Genomic DNA, 17,062 nt, shown 5'->3' with positions numbered 1-17,062 from the left:
TCACATAGTCATTTCACTATTAAAAATAACTATGTGATGAGTCACAAAAGACCAATCTTCACAGTCAAGAATTTTTTAGGTTGAAACTTAAAGGAATTAATTTGATTAAAAACGTCTGCTTTTAATTCCCAGAACTTTACCCATCCCCTCTTTGCAGAGAGCAAGCTCCAGTGAACTGCGAATAACCTGAGCATTGTCGTGTTTCATTAAATCCGACAATATTTTTTTTGCGCGCTCCATACCAATTCGCCGTAAAACCCATTTTACTTTCAGAAGGTTAACGGCACTCATGGACAGCATGTCAAAACCCATGGCCATTAAAAGGACGGCAGCCGCTGGATCACCGGCCATTTCACCACAGATGCTAACCGTCTTTCCTTCCTGATGAGCATCGTCAACCACCTTCTGCAATGCATGCAGAACCGCTGGATGAAATGAGTGATAGAGGTCAGAAACCCTGGGATTGTTACGATCTACGGCCAGCAGATACTGAATCAGATCATTAGAACCAATGGATAGAAAATCAACACGCTGGGCCAGATCTTTAACCATGTAAACAGCTGCGGGCACCTCCACCATCACACCCACCGGAGGCATAGACACCGGTAAACCTTCTGCAAGGACTTCGGCATGAGCTCGGTGGATCAGATGCTGAGCTTCTTCTACCTCAAAGATACTGGAAATCATGGGCAACATAATCCGTAGATTATCCAGCCCCACACTGGCTTTCAGCATGGCTCGCACCTGTACCAGAAAGATTTCCGGGTGATCCAGCGTTACCCGAATGCCTCGCCAGCCAAGGAACGGGTTATCTTCTTTTATTGGAAAATAGCTGAGGGATTTATCACCACCAATATCCAGCGTTCTCATGGTTACCGGCCTTGGAGCAAAAGCTTCAAGCTGGTAGCGGTAGATTTTTTCCTGTTCAGACTCACTGGGAAAACGATCCCGAACCATAAAAGGGACTTCTGTACGGTAAAGCCCAACACCTTCAGCCCCCCTGTCGAGAGAACGAATGGTATCGGTCATTAACCCCGTATTGACCCACAAAGGAATCCGGTAGTTATCGGGAGTCTCACAGGGTAGATCCCTGATCGCTTCCAGCCCCTTGCTGAACTGGTTCTCTTCTTCAAGCACCTCGGTGTAATAATCCAGCAACTCCTGAGCAGGCGATGAATACACAAGCCCTAGATTGCCATCCACAATCAGCTTTTTGCCTGAAAGTTTGTGAAAGGGAAGATCAACGACCCCCATCACGGTGGGGACACCTAAGGCACGGGCAAGAATGGCAACATGAGAGTTACTGGATCCTTGAATGGAAACCAGCCCAGCCAGTGATTCTTTGGGAACCTCCCCCAACATCACCGGAGACAACTCCTCACTGATCAGAATGGTATTCTCAGGATACTCTATCCGAGCATGCTCTCCTTGCTGAAGGTGGGAAAGTACCCGCCGACCAAGATCCCTGACATCTGCAGCTCGCTCCCTGAGGTAATGGTCATCCATCATCTCAAAGTTGCGGATATGTTCTTCAATAACCTGTCTCAGAGCACCCTGAGCCCACGATCCACTGCGAATCCGGTCTCTAATTTCCTGACCCAGGGCATGGTCATCCAACATTCTCAGATAGACATCAAACAAGGCCTGTTCTTCTACTGGCAAGCGATCGGATAATCGCTCAGCAGTGTCTTTCATTTCCTCACGAACTGCGGCCAGCGCGCTGTCCAATAGCTTGAGTTCTATGTCGATATTTTTACAGACTTGGTCAGGAACAGCGCCAAGATCTGCGGGAGGAGAAATGACCACGGCATCGCCAATAGCAACACCGGTTGCCCCCGCACTGCCCTGGAATCGGGCTATTCTGGCTTTTCTGGTCGGAGTCGCAACACTATTGATCGAACCAGTCGCCTGGGCATGAGCAATGACACCTGCCAGCTGAGCAGACATGGTTACCAGAAAAGCTTCTTCATGCTCATCAAAGCGCCTCTGCTCAACCTGTTGAACAATAAGAACCCCTAGTGTGTTCCGGTGATGGATAATGGGAACACCCAGAAAAGAGGTAAAACGCTCTTCACCGGTTTCACGGATGTAATGAAATTTGGGGTGAGATGCGGCATCTTCAAGGTTGATGGGCTCCTCACGAAGCCCAACCTGACCTACCAGACCTTCCGAATGTGAAAGAGTAACCTGACCAACAGCTGAGGGGTTCAGACCTTCCGAAGCCATGAGCGTATAGGAAGCACTCTCGGTATCATAAAGATAGACTGAGCACACCTCGGTTTTCATGGCACCACGAACCCGCTGCACAATAATCTGCAGTGCCGTCTGAAGATCGGAGGCAGAACTGACTTCCTGTACGATATTGCGCAGGGTGTTTAGCATGTCTATTACATACCCGGTCTGATATTACTTGCTCCAACTACTTTAACAGTACAATAACAATCCATGGCAAATTATATTGTCTTGTAATGCTCGCTCTTAATATTGAGCAGCCCGGAAATCCGAATACATAAAGCAAGGTACTGATAGCGGAAAACAGCACCTACACAAGCTATCCGTCATTTGCCTGCAACTTCCCAATTCTAGGTACGAGCTCTTTTAAAGCCCTGCGATACACTTCCCGTTTAAACGAGACCACCTGGCCAAGAGGGTACCAATAACTCACCCAACGCCAACCATCAAACTCCGGTGAACCCGTATGGTCAACCCGGATACGGTCATCATTGCTCAGCAGTTGCAGCAAAAACCATTTCTGTTTCTGCCCAATACACAGAGGTTGCTGATCCCTGCGGACTAACCGTCTGGGGAGGCGATAACGCAGCCAGCCCCGAGTACAGCCAAGGATTTCAACATCTTCAGGATGAAGACCAATCTCCTCATACAGTTCTCTGTACATCGCATCTTCCGGCGTTTCCCCATCATTAATTCCGCCCTGGGGAAATTGCCAGGCATCCTGCCTGATTCGCCGTGCCCACAATACCTGACCGTGATGATTCGCCAGGATAATGCCTACATTTGGCCTGAATCCATCGATGTCAATCACGTAATGGCTACCTTAGGAGTCACCATGCAGCAATGTGAGTTGCTCCAGCAGCCCAGAACATAACCATAGCCCCTAACCAAAGCAGGCCATGAAATTTATTCTTCAAGGCATAACAGAAGAAAACACAATCACTTTTCGGTGACCACTTAAACTATTTCTTATCATGCATTGTTTCATAAACTGACAGGGCACAGCAAACAGGCTTTTCTTTAAAATGCCACTGCTTCATAAACAAAACAGAGCAACTCACTAAAATGCCGGAAAATCTGTAATTTAATCGTATCCATACTGGCGCAAGCTATTGCAATAGCACAGAATAATCTGCCGATTCGCCTGCAGACTTATGTCTACAGAACCAAACAGCGATGAGCCGGAAATGTGGCCTTACCCCAAACCATGAAAATGGGTAAGCGCTCGATTGGCAATATTTTCAATATAAGAAACAACCTTGATAAGGATACCCATGGCCCTCGCAATATTTGATCTGGACAATACCCTCATTGCTGGAGACAGTGATGCCCTTTGGGGAGAGTTTATGGCCGCAAATGGCCTGGTAGATACAGAGGTATTCAGGGAGGGGAACAACCGCTTCTACGAACAATACAAACAGGGAGTGATGGACATATGGGAATATCTGGATTTCTGCCTGAAGCCATTGACTCACTTCACGCTTGATGAGCTTGAAGCCTGGCATAAAAAATTTATGGAGCAGCAAATAACGCCAATCCTTTTAAACAAAGGGCGGGAGCAAGTCGAGAAACACCGACAGCAGGGTGATCACATTATGATCATCACTGCGACAAATCGCTTTGTGACCGCGCCTATTGCCCGCAGGTTTCAGGTTGATACCCTGATGGCCATTGATCTTGAAATTCAGGGCGCGCACTATACCGGTAACGTCATTGGTACGCCTACCTATCAGCAGGGCAAGGTAACGCGCCTGCAAGAATGGCTCAGCCAACACCCTGAGTACACAATGGAAGGCAGTTATTTCTACAGTGACTCAAAAAATGACCTGCCGCTGTTGAAAAAGGTCGACAACCCCGTAGTTGTCGACCCCGATCCAGATCTCAAAAAGTTCGCAGAAGAACATGAATGGCAAATCGTCAGTTTCCGTTAATAACCATGCAATCACAAAGAGCACCAAAGAAGATATTATCTTTTCTTTGTGAGCTTTGTGATCTCTGTGGTTAGTTCTTTAGAATCTAAGGCTTAATGCCCAATCACTGAAAAGTTAACCGGCTGAAAATTGCCTTGATATATTCAGTCTCTGGAATAGACGGATGCACAGGATGATCAGGGCCTTGGTGGCCTTGATCCACAATCTGCAGATTTCGATCAATATGGCGGCTGCCTGCTCTGAGCAGGTCAATCATATTATCCTTCTGCAGATGCATTGAGCAGGAGGCTGCCACCAGATAACCATCCCGCTCCAGCAAACGCATGGCCAACTCATTGATTCGCCGATATGCCTGTTCACCAACCTTGATGTCTTTGCGCTTTTTTATGAATGCCGGTGGGTCAACAATCACAACATCAAAACGTTCTTCTGACTCTTTTAATGCCTTGAGAGCTTCAAAAGCATCGCCTTCAAGGGTATCTACTTTATGCTGCACTTCATTCAATTCAGCATTTGCATGTACATTTTCCAGAGCCAGGGAGGACGCATCAATACAGGTCACTTTATCCGCACCAAAAGCAGCGGCCTGAATACCCCATCCCCCTACGTAACTAAATACATCCAGTACCCGCTTACCTTTCACATAATTCCGAAGGCGCTCCCGATTAAGTCGATGATCATAAAACCAGCCAGTCTTCTGTCCTTCCATAACGGGCGCCTGAAAACTCACACCATTTTCTTCCAAAACCACCACTTCAGGAACCACACCTGAGGCAACTTCAACATATTGTGAAAGGTCTTCCAGCTTGCGAGCATTACCACTGTTTTTAAACAGAATCCCCTTGGGTTTCAGAACCTGATTCAGTGCTGCAACCACATCATCCCGGACTCGTTCCATACCTGCTGTGGATATCTGAGCCACCAGCACATCATCAAACCGGTCTACCACCAACCCGGGAAGCCCATCACTGTCTCCATAAATCAACCGGTAAAAAGGTTTTTCAAATAGCCTTTCCCGCATGCTGAGGGCTATCTTAATTCGATGAACCAGCAAAGATTTATCCAGTGGCTGCTCACTATCACGACTGACCAGACGGGCACAGATCAAACTATTCGGGTTGACATAAGCCGTGCCCAGCGCCTTGCCAAATGAGTTTTCTACCAGTACAGGTTCTCCCACCTCAAAGCTCTTCAAAGGCGTGGTTTGAGTATCAACTTCGTTGCTGTAGATCCATAAATGCCCGGCTTTGAGGCGACGATCTGCCTTATTTTTCAGGCGCAATCTTTTTAAAAACATGTGATAACCTTTTTTGCCCAGACCTTATATCAACAGAACCTATGAGCCCGAAACGTTCTTTGTTATAGCTCAGGCTACGCTACAAAGAAGAAACACTGCGGCCAGAGTACCAGTAAAGCCAGAGAGATAGCCCAAGCGTCAAAGCAAGGATAAGCCAGGACCCGAAGATCACACCCTGCCATCCCATCCAGCGCCAGAAGATATCCAGATAAAAGCCACCGGTGCTAGCTCCCAGATAGTAGAAAACCAGATACAGAGAAGAGGCACTGGCTTTCGCCCTTTTAGCATTATGACTCACCCAGCTACTGGCATTGGAGTGAGCAACAAAGAATCCAAAGGCATTCACCAGAAAACCGGTAATGATCCAGTCAATGGATGACGTCAACATCAAGCCTGAGCCAAGAATCAGCAAACAGACGCCAAAAGCCATAATAGCAGGTTGCGACAACCACCCCGTCAGTCGTCCTGAAAAAGCAGCCCCCAAAGTGCCACTGAGATACGTTAAAAACAGCATACCCAGCCAGCTGGCTGAGAGATTATAGGGCTCCTGCGACAACAGAAATGTTGCATAGGTGTACTGATTGACAAAAATAAAGAAATTAAACCCACTGATCAGAAAAGCTGTCAGTAATAACGGATTCTGTAAATGACCTAATAAATCACTGAATACTTTCTTGAATCGCAGAGGACTCGGCTGGAACTGCTTTGAATCAGGCAGTAGGTATACAAACACAATCAGGCATACAATACTCAACAGGGCCATAAACAAAAAGGCGTCAGACCAGCCAAACCAGTCTCCCATAAATCCGCCAATCAACCGACCACCAATCCCTCCGAGAGAATTGCCACTGATATAGAAACCGACAGCCAGAGTCAGTGCGGGCGTGGCAAACTCATCGCCCATATAGGCAATGGCAATCGCGGGCAACCCCCCCAGACAAAATCCCTGTATCGCTCGAAGAATAACAATATGCTGATAATCACTGATCTGCGAAATCAGAAAAGTACAGAACACAGCGCCAGCCATACTGCACAACATAAGCCATTTACGTCCAATGGCGTCCGATAGCGGCCCGTAGAACAACAAGGAAAGCCCGAGCATAAACGTGGTAATGGTAAAACTAAGGCTGGCTTCCAACGCAGAAAGGTTGAAATTTTCAGCCAGCATTGGCAGTAGTGGCTGGCTGATATAAAGATTGGCAAACACCATAAATGAGCCAAGACAAAGAGCGAGTGTTGCACGCCAGAAACCTTGAGTCCGAGCTTCAATCATGACGGCAAGCCCAACAAGAAAACAAAGGAAGCCCGCTTGCAATACCGCTGTGTGAGCACCTCATTCATTGCCATACTCACGCTCTACTTTTGAAATTCTGGTTTTAAAAGATGAATACCATTTTCCATAGCCCCCCCTCTGGGCTTCCATATGCTCAGAATTTTCTTTCCAGTTTTTTATTGAATCCAAATCTGACCAGTAAGAGACTGTAATACCAACCGCTTCTCTTGCCGCCTCAACACCAAGAAACCCGGGCTGGTTTGCAGCAAGCTTCAACATGCGATCAGCCATTTGCTGATAGCCATTGTCCCCGTCGGTTCTGAGTGAAGTGAAGATCACAGCGTAATAGGGTGGCTCTGGAGTTTTTGCTATGAGCGACATACCATCCCCTGCATTTAGCATCTTGTTATAGGCTCTGTTGACATAAGATTCCTTTCTCAGCTCAAGCCAGAATGCTTCTGGCTAGGCACAAAGACGTAGGAATACTCATGTATTTCAAGTTCTTGCAACAACGGCAGAAGCATTCTGGCTTGAGCCCTTTGGGTGGCTCGTGAAGCCGCCTTCCAGCTTCGTTGAGCTGATTTGATGTAGATCCACTACACCTGTACCAGCTCGCCTTGTGGAATGCGGCTTCACGAGCCACTGAGTTTGGAACCTTATGTCAACAGAGCCTAGTGTGCAGTCTATTTAAAGAAAGCGACGACTTCCAAGTACAATCGCGTTATTTTTATCTTATTGCTTTTAATATCCCGAAGTGTGTCTAGATAGCGATCAATATTACTTCAGGACATGTACGAATACTTTTGCCTCTTGCGGAACTTTAGTCTCTACTAAACCTATTCAGGAGCTGTAGAGATGTCTCATAACAACAACGAAGAACAGTTAAACACCCTGCTCCAATCATTGATGGATGGCACTGACGACCAATCAATGATGGACCTGCTTGAATCTGCCCATAAGGGTTTCACTCTTGGTGCCAATGACTTTGTCGATCAGGCAACAGGTAAACTATCTCCTGCCGATATAAAAAATAATCTGCGCGCCTATCCCTTGGCACAAATTCTGATCAGTATTGTCAAATACCATGAGCTGAATAAAAACACAGACATCGTTCGTAAAACGGTGTTGGCCTTACTGGATAGTCTCGAAAACAGTGTTCCTCCAGAGTCTTATGAATTGCAGGCAATGGAGACCACACTTCACTAACTTTTCATCAAAAGCAGCGGCATGGGGTAACTGAATAATGATCGACCAGAGTGGGTTACAGGAAAAAGGTTATATCATCGTTCCTGATCTGGTACCTGAGCATTTACTCCAGCCCGCCATCAACGCCATTACTGACTTTCTGGATGTTAATCTGAAAGATCCTGCCACCTGGTATCAGAAAAACCTGGGAAGCAATGGCATTGTTCCTATTCACCACCATCAGGCCTTCTGGGATATTCGTCAGTATGAGCCAGTGTACCGATTGTTTGCAGATCTTTTTAAGACGGAAGATCTCTGGATAAGGCTGGACCGGGCTTCATTCAAACCACCCTGGCGACCAGAGCACCCCGAGGAAAAAGACGATAGCCGGATTCATCTGGACAGCCATCCGGAAAAGGTATTCCTTCCCAGGTATCAGGGAATACTCTATTTGACGGACACTGAAGATAACCAAGGTGCTTTTTGCTGTGTCCCAAGCCTCTACCAGAGAGAACAAACAACACTGAACCGAAAGTCTTTACTGTTCACGGATGAAGAGCTGAAAGACCATGATATTGTTAATTTGGGAGGCAAAGCCGGCACCTTTATCCTGTGGGATTCGCGCCTGCCCCATGCCAGCAGCCTGAATCACCATACCAAACCACGGCTTACACAATACATCTCCATGTTTCCCGCAGGCACCGAAGATAACCGGGAAGAACGTATTCAGTTATGGCGTGAAAAAAGAGCGCCTGAGCGCTGGCGCAATTTCCCCTATCAGCAGGATCCGGAACCGGGCGAACCCGCCCAACTGACGGAGATTGGTAAACAATTACTTGGACTCTTTATCCGCTGATGGCTCTTTACCGGCTGATGGCTCTGAAGCTTCCTGAATAAGGCGCACGGTTGTTTCTGTCAGCAAACTGACTGAACGCCAGAACTGACTCTTTGCTTCTGGTGACTCAGGCTCACTCTCTTTAAGTAGCATCAAGCTCTCTTGAAGTACTGCCGGGCACACTGCCTGACGTAATGGCGCAGTTAACTCCGGATAGTTCTCCCGGTAAAAACGGGGCCAGTCAAAAAGAACACCAGGATCAGCTTTACCGCGAAAGCCGGAAATATGCTCATGACCAATCACCCTCTGAGGATCCCTCAGGTTAGGATAATGCTCTTTAAATCTGGCAACCACCTGATGCAGGGACTGATACTGAGCGTCAGTAAACGGGAATACATTGCCGTTGTAATTCACCAGCTCTATGCCAATGGAGCAATCATTTAAGCCCTGAACGCCTTCCCAATGGCTAACACCCGCATGCCAGCCTCTGCATGCCTGACCACTCAAACAGTCAACCAGCTCATAAATCGCGCCATCCGTATCGATAACCAGGTGTGAAGAGACACAGGACTCAGGATTCATAAAGATATCCAGAGTATCTTGCAGGTCTACCGCTGTATAATGAATTACCAGATAATCCACAGGAATTAACCAGTCATCCCAGTTGGCAGTTTTTATCCTGTTCACATTAAGAGTCATATGAGCTCAGCCAGATAGGTGTCGATCAACTTATCATTGTCTGATTCTCTACAGACTGCAAGCCGTCACGACTTAATGAATAGACATCATTGGAGGAGACACAATGGCCAAGGGGCTGTTAAAACATCAGGAGCGTCAGGATGCCTTAAGTCTCCTGGGCAAAGACCTGGCACGCAGGGCAAAATCAAAGTGTGAAATCTGTGAAGCGTCTGGAGTGCCACTGTCCATTTATGAAGTGGCACCGGTTCCCAGTGAACCAGACTACGACCACTGTCTTATGCTTTGCGAAACCTGCAAGACGCAACTGGAGAACCCAAAGCGTTTGGAACCCAATCACTGGCGTTGCCTGACCAAAAGCATATGGAGCCAGTTACCAGTTGTGCAAGTAGTTTCTCTCAGACAGCTAAGGAAGCTATCGGAAAAGCAGGATTGGGCTATTGAGGCACTTGAACATGCCTATATTGAGCCTGAAATTGAGCACTGGGCTGATTCAAGGGAAAGTTGAAACGAGACTTTTAATCTCAAACAAATGCATGACCAAATTTAATTCAAGCATTCAAGCCTGAATAATTGTTTAGCCCTGCATCGTACAAGGGAAAAAAGAGCCATTTATTCTCCAATAAATGGCTCAAATGTACCAAGATAAATAAGATAGCTCCTTATCGGCACAAATAGCCAATAGTCCAATTTATTGTTTTCTCTTTAACATAACCAAAGCAACCTGACTCCCAAGAGCTTTCAGCCTATCTTTAGCCTCTTTATAGTAATTACTTGCTCCATTTATGTTTTGGTTAGCGGCCTGAAGAGCAGCGTCTGTACCTTGATCAGGCATCGTAACAACCACTGGAATAGTAACCCTATTATCATCAATATCGCCCATTGAATCTGCAAAGTGAATCAGGCCGTTCTGAGGATCTCTTCGCCAGGATAAATAGTGACTTCCTTCAATAGCCATCACGGCACTGACTTCATAAGGAACTCGTTGATCACTTCCATACATAGGAACGGTAACATCCTTCTGCCAGTCAAACTTACACCTGTTGTCTTTACCCTCATTAGGTATGGTCATGAATATAATTTCTGGGCTATTATCTTCATCCGGTAAAAGTGCCCTTCTAGCTCTTTCAACATTACCTTGAAACCGCGCTTCCCAGCTATTAATAAAAATATCAATCAGCTCTTCAAAATCTCCTGCTCGCTGCATAATATTTACTTTAATTTCACCACTCATTGGATAATCTTCGCCATATCCAAACATTCTTTGCTCAACTCTCATAGTTTTGCCACTTTGTGGACTAACAAACTCCGACTCTCTTGCACGAATGAAGGGAGTACCATTTTGAAAGTGCGTTTCCATTTCAACGACTGTTTTCCTGAATATATTCCCATGTTGATCAAAGAAATCGAATACCTTCCTAGTTTCAGACTGATCTCTATGATGAAGATCCTTCGTCAGCTTCAATCTTAAAATGCCATCTTTATAATAATGTTCAGTAACCTTTCCTGTAAGATGTCTTAGATAAGCATGAGGTTGTTTTACAGTTTCACTCTCCTTGAGTATCCAATCCCCAGGAATTATTTCATCATTGATCGTATGATCAAAGTTTACTGATGCCTTACTATTAGAATCCAGAGTTTTACGGTCATTCTGCACCTCAACCATTGATACTTTCTGTTTGAGTGACATTGTCGAACTCTGTAGTTGAGATAAACTTTGTAATGGCCCTGATTCAGTATTCACATACCCATAGATCTCATCGAGGATCGGGGGTATAAACTCAATAGGCTCCAGAATTTCTCCAAGTGGTACAAATTCCAACCCCAATAGGTCAGTTTGAGTTAACTTTTGGCCTATAGCCAAGTCAATACCTCTTAACCGCATATAACCTAAAGATGGATCAGGTAGAGAAACCACCATAGCATATGATGAGCCTTGGACTGGAGCTGCTGACATTCGTAATGATATTGCAGCTTTTCGAGTTACGGCATTTAAATCTGCGCCACGATCGAATACCGATTCAACCTCAAAATTTACGACCTGCCCTTTTTTAGTTAAAGCGTCAACTACAGCATTACGATTCAATTTTGCAGCTCTTAGGCCATAGCGCAGTCTAATATTATCAAGCTCATCATTTGGAATATATTTACCAAGATCCCCGCCAACGTTGAATTTCTTCAGTGTATTAACTAACTCTGTCAATGACCTAGCTCGATCAAGATCCCTTGAGGCACGAAGTCTTTCAACTTTATTCTCTCCATCCTCAATCAACTTATCCAATAATCCATTATGCGAAAGAGATATAAAAAATGATGCAAGACCACAGTTATTGTTTCTTGCTTGAATACCAGCTCGTACCCTTAAAGCGACATTACCATGTGAATGAGTTATTCCTTGGGTGGGATACTTACCAGCATCTCTGATATCCACTAAAACACTTGCCTGAGTTTTTCCGGATGCCAATAAAGAAAAATCAGGCTCAACAGCAACAACTTCTGTTTCACGCATCTTGCATTTAAATAGAATATCACCAAGCGAATCTCTACCACCATGGATAGCATTATCGATTTGCTCCTGATTAAGCTGAATGAAACCAATATGTCTCCTAATCATTTCAATATTAGTGTCACTTAGATTGGGATCTTCTTTTTTAAGCCCAGCAAGAATTAAATTAGCTTGTGCTGGCGTAACGCCATTACTACCAAATAGAGCAGAATTTTGATTATTTGGTGAAACCAGTTCTGAAAGCTTAATCTGCCCTTGCTCGCTGGCTCTTTCTAAATCCAGCCTCAGAGAGTCAGATACAGCACCCATACCCAACCACTGTCCAGCAGCATCAACGGTTTGCTCTCTCTGTTGCAACTGCTGACTACCGGTATATAGAGCTTGAGGCCTAAATTGAGCGGGGACAAAGACAGGCTCATAGTTGCCAGCCCCATCTGCTTCAACATCACCATTAGAATTAGTATCTGACTCAAGAGTAAGGCAACACGCACGAATAGCCTCAAGTGTATCCCAACTTCGTTGAATGGCTTTATCGATTTGCTTATGATCTAATTCAATAAGTCGAATATTTTTCTTTATTATCTCTATTTCTGAAACAGGTAAATCAGAGAATTCTGATTCATATGCAGCTAATATTTTAGTAACTTGATATTCTGTGACACTATTTATTTTCATGGGAGCAGAATGTTGAGGGACTGGTGTGGCCGGTATAGGAAGTTCAATTTTCTCCTTCTGTTCTGACGGCTTATTCCCTGTATTCAAAACCGGAGCTCTTAAGTTTCCAGAATTCAATACAGCTCCAAAATCATTGGTGTTCTCTGCTTCAACATCATCAAATGGGTTCGACATGATCTCATCGTAAAGGCCAGGTCTTGTTGCTGCTCCGTCTATAGCATCTGCTGAGCCACTGAAGCCACAAGCAGGACTTTGCTTTGTTTCCACTAGAGGGCTTTGTATTACTGGACGATGATGGTAGGAAGGGGTTTTATTTCCGCCTGCGGCTCCCCCTCTTCTGCTTCCGAATTCAGATGCCATCGGGTTCGAAGCCGAAGGTACAGCTCTATCAGCCTGAGCTCTGGGTAAATTCCCGGAAGCTCCAAAAGGAATACTGGAGGGTTTCAAGCAATTCAAAATAAAACGAACGTCAGAATCGCTTAAACGAGCTTCATCCTTTAACTTACGCTGCAACTCCACTGCTTCCATTGAATGAGGCTTTAGAGCAATGATCTGATCATGTTTGGCCGGATCAATACCTAACCCCCACAACAGACCTCTCAATTGTTGAGCATCATCCGAGAGAGCACGATCTGTTTTTTCACGCTGCTTTACTGATTTCACAGGCTGTGAAGCCAAAGGTGTTCCCACAATTATTCCTTTCCCAGATGGCGAAGGAGCCTGTCTAGAAGCCGGTATATTAGCTTCAGCCGTGTTGTGGGCAGGTGGCAAACCCATTCTTTTTTTCTGAACGACAACGGGGGCTGAAGCAATAGGCTTAGCAAAACCCGCAGATCTATCTGAACCTGAAGCCAACCCTGCTCCAACAGAAGGGGTTGAGGGCGGACTTAATTTTTGAAGAGCGTACTCCATCCGAACTCTATCCAATGCATCCCTTGTTTCCTCTATCCATATGCCCCCGGCTGCTTGTTCAATAGTCGTCTTGTCCAAGCCCATTGAGTTAATGCTCTCTTCAATGCCTGAACATGTTGCCTCATCCATAGTCGAGTCAAGGAGCTTAAGGTTTCGAACTATTTTGGATATTTGCTGTTCAGTAGCATTCTCCAAATGTACAGAGCCAGGCTCAAGTATGGTCTGAGTTACAGGCTGGCTTAACGTACCAGTGGATCTTGCTGGAACAGCCTCTTTTCTGGCCGGACTTACAGGTTTTGGACATACTAAACCACTACCCAATACAGGCTGTGGATACTTCGGCCTTGCTCCAGAATACTCCGGAGCTTTGGTTTGAGTGCTGATTGGCCGGAAGAATGAGTCCTGTGGAGACAGTGGCATTCCCTGCTTACGTTCTGCCGGTGGACTCAAGCGTGAAGTAGATGAACCTACGGCTGCAGCTTGGTGAGACTGCTCTCGAGTAGTACTGGATTTTCTGTTAGAGGGAATTACAGCTGCCATGACTTGTCGAGAGCCATGAGTCTCAGGAAGAAGGGGGCGTAACTGGGCAGAGCTACCAGCTGCACCACTAACAAGTGAGCTTCCTGTACTCTTAGTCTTGTTGGTATCAGGAGTCAGGGCAAAAGTGTCAGTAAATGCGGGTGTCTTCGGAAAATTACCTTGTAAAACCGGGGTAGCATTGTTCTTTGCTGCTGAATTTAGAGCTTGTCGTGGACGAGCAGACTGGGAAGAGTCCACAGGCTTCCAGTCATTGCTGGATCCCCCCGCTCTTCCCAAGAATATGTCTCGCCTCATAGGAGTAGCCAGGTCATCGCCTTTTAGATCTAATAGAGCATCATCCGGTTTAGATGAATCTGACGGTGAAACCAGTGCGGATTCTCTCCTTGCAACTCCTGTAGCAGCTTTAGTTTGCTCATGCTTCGTGACCAGCGGCTCTAACACCTTGCTGGATGAATTGTCAGGTTTCCATAAATAGCACTGTGTAATTGTTTCCCCTATAGCTTTCTTTTGAATCTGAGTCAGAGTCGCGATATCCCCCATACCCTTCACAGTTTCTAGTGACACTCTTTCCTCTTTCAAAGCTTTCATCAGAGCGTTTTTAACATGATCAGCACTAAATCGGTTTGCAAATCCGGGAGAATTCTTCTGAAAAATATCATAAAAACGTTGCCAGCTAGCTTCATCTAAAACAGGAAAATGTGACTTAGCTGTTAATTGATTATCAGGCGATGAAGTTAACTGAGGAGTTTCAGACCCTTGCCTCATTTGAATACGAGGTGGCAACTGCTGTACTGAAGAACGAGGTAAATGTTGTCTTGAATTGTCGCTTGTTCGCGCCGTGTTTTCCTGATGGAGTATTCTGGATTTCTCAGGCCTATTTGTTGAACAGGTATGGGCGCCAAGCCTTGGTGCCTGACCAGATAATCCGGTAGTACCTTGATTATCGCTGGCTCTATCACCTTCTTGACGAGTGGTTGGTTCTTTTCCATTTACTCTTGGCACCATCAACCAACCATCCACCATTTCGTCGATATTCATGTCCATTCCTGTTTACTCCTTAATTCCAAGAATAATTACCATTTTTTAAAGCATGAGCTTGCTAACAACCCTGCTGGGTTGATATAGAAAAAAGTCTTTTATCAATGCTGTTAGCTGCTGGGCAACCAATAAAATTGGGTAGTATTTATTACACTTCCAGCTATTAATTACCATTAGACTTTCTAATTAGTGATGTTAGACCTGAATCAATGCACGATAGTTCACAAAAAATAATCCACACTATAAAAATTATTTTCCTGATACTTTATATCCTTTGAAAACAAATGTTTATTATGTCCATCAATCTAAAAATAATCGCCAAAGGATAAGTCATTTTTAATAGCTACGACATTAGAGCAAGTAAAGAAATTGTAACTACTCCCTTCGATTACACTACTCATCAGAATATAAACCAAATCATAGGGTTGCACTTCAGGGTTTGAGACATTTATAGTCATAAACATGAGACAACTATTAAAATATTATGCATTCCTGTTCTTTCTGCCTGCCACACTGATGGCTGAATCAGAAGAGCCCGTCAGTCCGGTTAATGAGCTGGATCTTTTTCAGGTTGTAATGCCCATGCTGATGGTCGTCAGCCTGATCTTCATTCTGGCCTGGCTGGTCAAGCGATTTAACCCCAAGCTGCCAGCCATGGGGAAAGATATAGAGCTTATATCAAGTGCTCCGGTATCAAGTCAGTCACGCCTGTCACTGGTTCGGGTTGCCGGCAAAGATCTCCTGATCGGTATTACGCCAACTAATATTACCCTGCTCAAAGACTTTGATGCTCCCGTTGTCGATAGGGCTAATGTCAAAGGGCAGGCTGATCTGGCAGAGCAGTTTAAAAAGCTGCTTCGTTCCAATTCGGGTGATGATAAATCATCAGAGAAGTCTGACGCCTGAAGCTCGATCAACAATAACAAGCATCATATTAGGTTCTGTTGACATAAGTATCCTTTCTCAGCTCAATCCAGAATGCTTCTGGTTAGGCGCAAGAACGCAGGAATACTTATGTCTTTCAAGTTCTTGCAACAACGGCAGAAGCATTCTGGATTGAGCCCTGCGGGCGGGGCGCGCAGCCTGACATGTAAAGCCGCCTTCCAGTTTCGTTGAACTGGTTTTGATGTAGAACCACTACACCTGCACCAGTTCGCCTTATGGAATGCGGCTTTACGTGTCACTGAGTTTGGAGCCTTATGTCAACAGAACCTAGGCAGCTGATCTCAATGTCAGGTTTTTTCTGCCTCACCATTTATCTATCTGACTTTTCCACACCCTGCTCAGAATTAATAAACTTATTCAGCACTGGGAACAGGAGTTATACAGGTCGCACACAGGTTATCCACACAATCCTGTACACAACCTGAGAATGGCTGTTTATTGTTCCATCATTTGAGATATCAACATCATCATCTTCATTTCCGTCAGGCAGATCTGCTGGAGGGATTCACGGCTGTCTTCACTGAGATACCCCAGAAATTCATTCTGTTCATCCCGGTCATGCCATTTTCCAGCAGCCATATTTGCCGGGTAATAGTGCAGCAATTTATGCTGAAGGCCATTGTGTTTTTCCTGCAGTACCATCAACATGCCGAGCAGCACTGCTGGCGTGTCCCTTGATATCTCCTGGCGTAGCTTGATGTAATTGAAATAGAGCATCACGATTCGCTCTGTACTGTCCCGCAGGCATAAGAGGCAAAGGTAGGATTCATCTTCAATGGGGAGAGCCGTTGAGTCGGCAGAAGCTGATGTTATCGCTCCCTTAACACTTTCTCCTGTAACAACAGGCTCCTGAGCACTGAGCCCTTCGACATCGGTATCACTAACCCACGCCATAATAACCTCCTTCCCTGAGGTAGTGTTTTCTTCAGGTTAATCCAATTGACTGATAGATTTCCACAGTTTCCCTGATCAACCCCCTGAATGAGCTGTGGATAAC

At 45.4% G+C, this 17,062-nt stretch carries 13 protein-coding genes; 5 read left to right on the top strand and 8 right to left on the bottom strand.

The features are described 5' to 3' along the window. Window positions 1-105: 105 nt before the first annotated feature. Together ptsP and rppH are read right to left on the bottom strand one after the other, a co-directional pair. A complete protein-coding gene (gene ptsP, locus GV64_RS03470) occupies window positions 106-2,382 on the bottom strand; it encodes a phosphoenolpyruvate--protein phosphotransferase (RefSeq protein WP_020584548.1) in 2,277 nt (758 codons plus the stop codon). Between the two features lie 169 nt (window positions 2,383-2,551). Continuing rightward, window positions 2,552-3,043: an RNA pyrophosphohydrolase gene (gene rppH, locus GV64_RS03465; RefSeq protein WP_020584549.1), complete on the bottom strand. Its 492-nt coding sequence runs from the start codon at window positions 3,041-3,043 to the stop codon at window positions 2,552-2,554. A gap of 463 nt (window positions 3,044-3,506) precedes the next feature. On the opposite strand from rppH, the gene GV64_RS03460 reads away from it, so the two are divergent. Further along, a complete protein-coding gene (locus GV64_RS03460; protein WP_020584550.1) occupies window positions 3,507-4,163 on the top strand; it encodes a histidinol-phosphatase in 657 nt (218 codons plus the stop codon). 103 nt (window positions 4,164-4,266) lie between these two features. Here the strand turns inward: GV64_RS03460 and GV64_RS03455 are convergent, their stop codons facing one another. The 3 genes from GV64_RS03455 to GV64_RS03445 form a co-directional block, all read right to left on the bottom strand. After that, window positions 4,267-5,460 carry a class I SAM-dependent rRNA methyltransferase gene (locus GV64_RS03455; RefSeq protein WP_020584551.1) on the bottom strand — a complete coding sequence of 398 codons (1,194 nt, stop codon included), beginning with the start codon at window positions 5,458-5,460 and terminating at the stop codon, window positions 4,267-4,269. Between the two features lie 79 nt (window positions 5,461-5,539). Further along, window positions 5,540-6,733, bottom strand: a complete 1,194-nt coding sequence (locus GV64_RS03450) for an MFS transporter (RefSeq protein ID WP_020584552.1) — start codon at window positions 6,731-6,733, stop codon at window positions 5,540-5,542. A 60-nt stretch (window positions 6,734-6,793) separates the two neighbouring features. Beyond that, window positions 6,794-7,114, bottom strand: coding sequence for an antibiotic biosynthesis monooxygenase family protein (locus tag GV64_RS03445; RefSeq protein WP_026258567.1), 321 nt, complete (start codon window positions 7,112-7,114; stop codon window positions 6,794-6,796). Window positions 7,115-7,588: 474 nt separating this feature from the next. On the opposite strand from GV64_RS03445, the gene GV64_RS03440 reads away from it, so the two are divergent. After that, on the top strand, window positions 7,589-7,939 hold the full coding sequence (locus GV64_RS03440) for a hypothetical protein (protein WP_020584554.1): 351 nt from the start codon (window positions 7,589-7,591) through the stop codon (window positions 7,937-7,939). A gap of 37 nt (window positions 7,940-7,976) precedes the next feature. Further along, complete coding sequence (locus GV64_RS03435; protein ID WP_020584555.1) at window positions 7,977-8,774, top strand: phytanoyl-CoA dioxygenase family protein; 798 nt, start codon at window positions 7,977-7,979, stop codon at window positions 8,772-8,774. On the opposite strand, the gene GV64_RS03430 is transcribed toward GV64_RS03435, so the two are convergent. Continuing rightward, a complete protein-coding gene (locus GV64_RS03430) occupies window positions 8,751-9,452 on the bottom strand; it encodes an N-acetylmuramoyl-L-alanine amidase (protein ID WP_020584556.1) in 702 nt (233 codons plus the stop codon). The genes GV64_RS03435 and GV64_RS03430 overlap by 24 nt on opposite strands. Window positions 9,453-9,555: 103 nt before the next feature. On the opposite strand from GV64_RS03430, the gene GV64_RS03425 reads away from it, so the two are divergent. Then, window positions 9,556-9,957: a hypothetical protein gene (locus GV64_RS03425; RefSeq protein WP_020584557.1), complete on the top strand. Its 402-nt coding sequence runs from the start codon at window positions 9,556-9,558 to the stop codon at window positions 9,955-9,957. Window positions 9,958-10,140: 183 nt separating this feature from the next. Here GV64_RS03425 and GV64_RS03420 read toward each other — a convergent pair whose 3' ends face one another. After that, the gene (locus tag GV64_RS03420) at window positions 10,141-15,120 is read right to left on the bottom strand and encodes a hypothetical protein (RefSeq protein WP_020584558.1); all 4,980 of its coding nucleotides are present in this window, start codon (window positions 15,118-15,120) and stop codon (window positions 10,141-10,143) included. A gap of 462 nt (window positions 15,121-15,582) precedes the next feature. Between GV64_RS03420 and fliO the strand changes: the two genes are divergently transcribed. Continuing rightward, window positions 15,583-16,026: a flagellar biosynthetic protein FliO gene (gene fliO, locus GV64_RS23565; protein WP_020584559.1), complete on the top strand. Its 444-nt coding sequence runs from the start codon at window positions 15,583-15,585 to the stop codon at window positions 16,024-16,026. Between the two features lie 474 nt (window positions 16,027-16,500). On the opposite strand, the gene GV64_RS03410 is transcribed toward fliO, so the two are convergent. Beyond that, window positions 16,501-16,959, bottom strand: coding sequence for a hypothetical protein (locus GV64_RS03410; protein ID WP_034843990.1), 459 nt, complete (start codon window positions 16,957-16,959; stop codon window positions 16,501-16,503). Between the last annotated feature and the right edge of the window lie 103 nt (window positions 16,960-17,062).

Origin of the sequence: Endozoicomonas elysicola, assembly GCF_000710775.1 — a bacterium.
Taxonomy (GTDB): Bacteria; Pseudomonadota; Gammaproteobacteria; order Pseudomonadales; family Endozoicomonadaceae; genus Endozoicomonas; species Endozoicomonas elysicola.
Note: the sequence above shows the minus strand (reverse complement) of the source record. Positions and strands in the feature narration are given on the sequence as shown.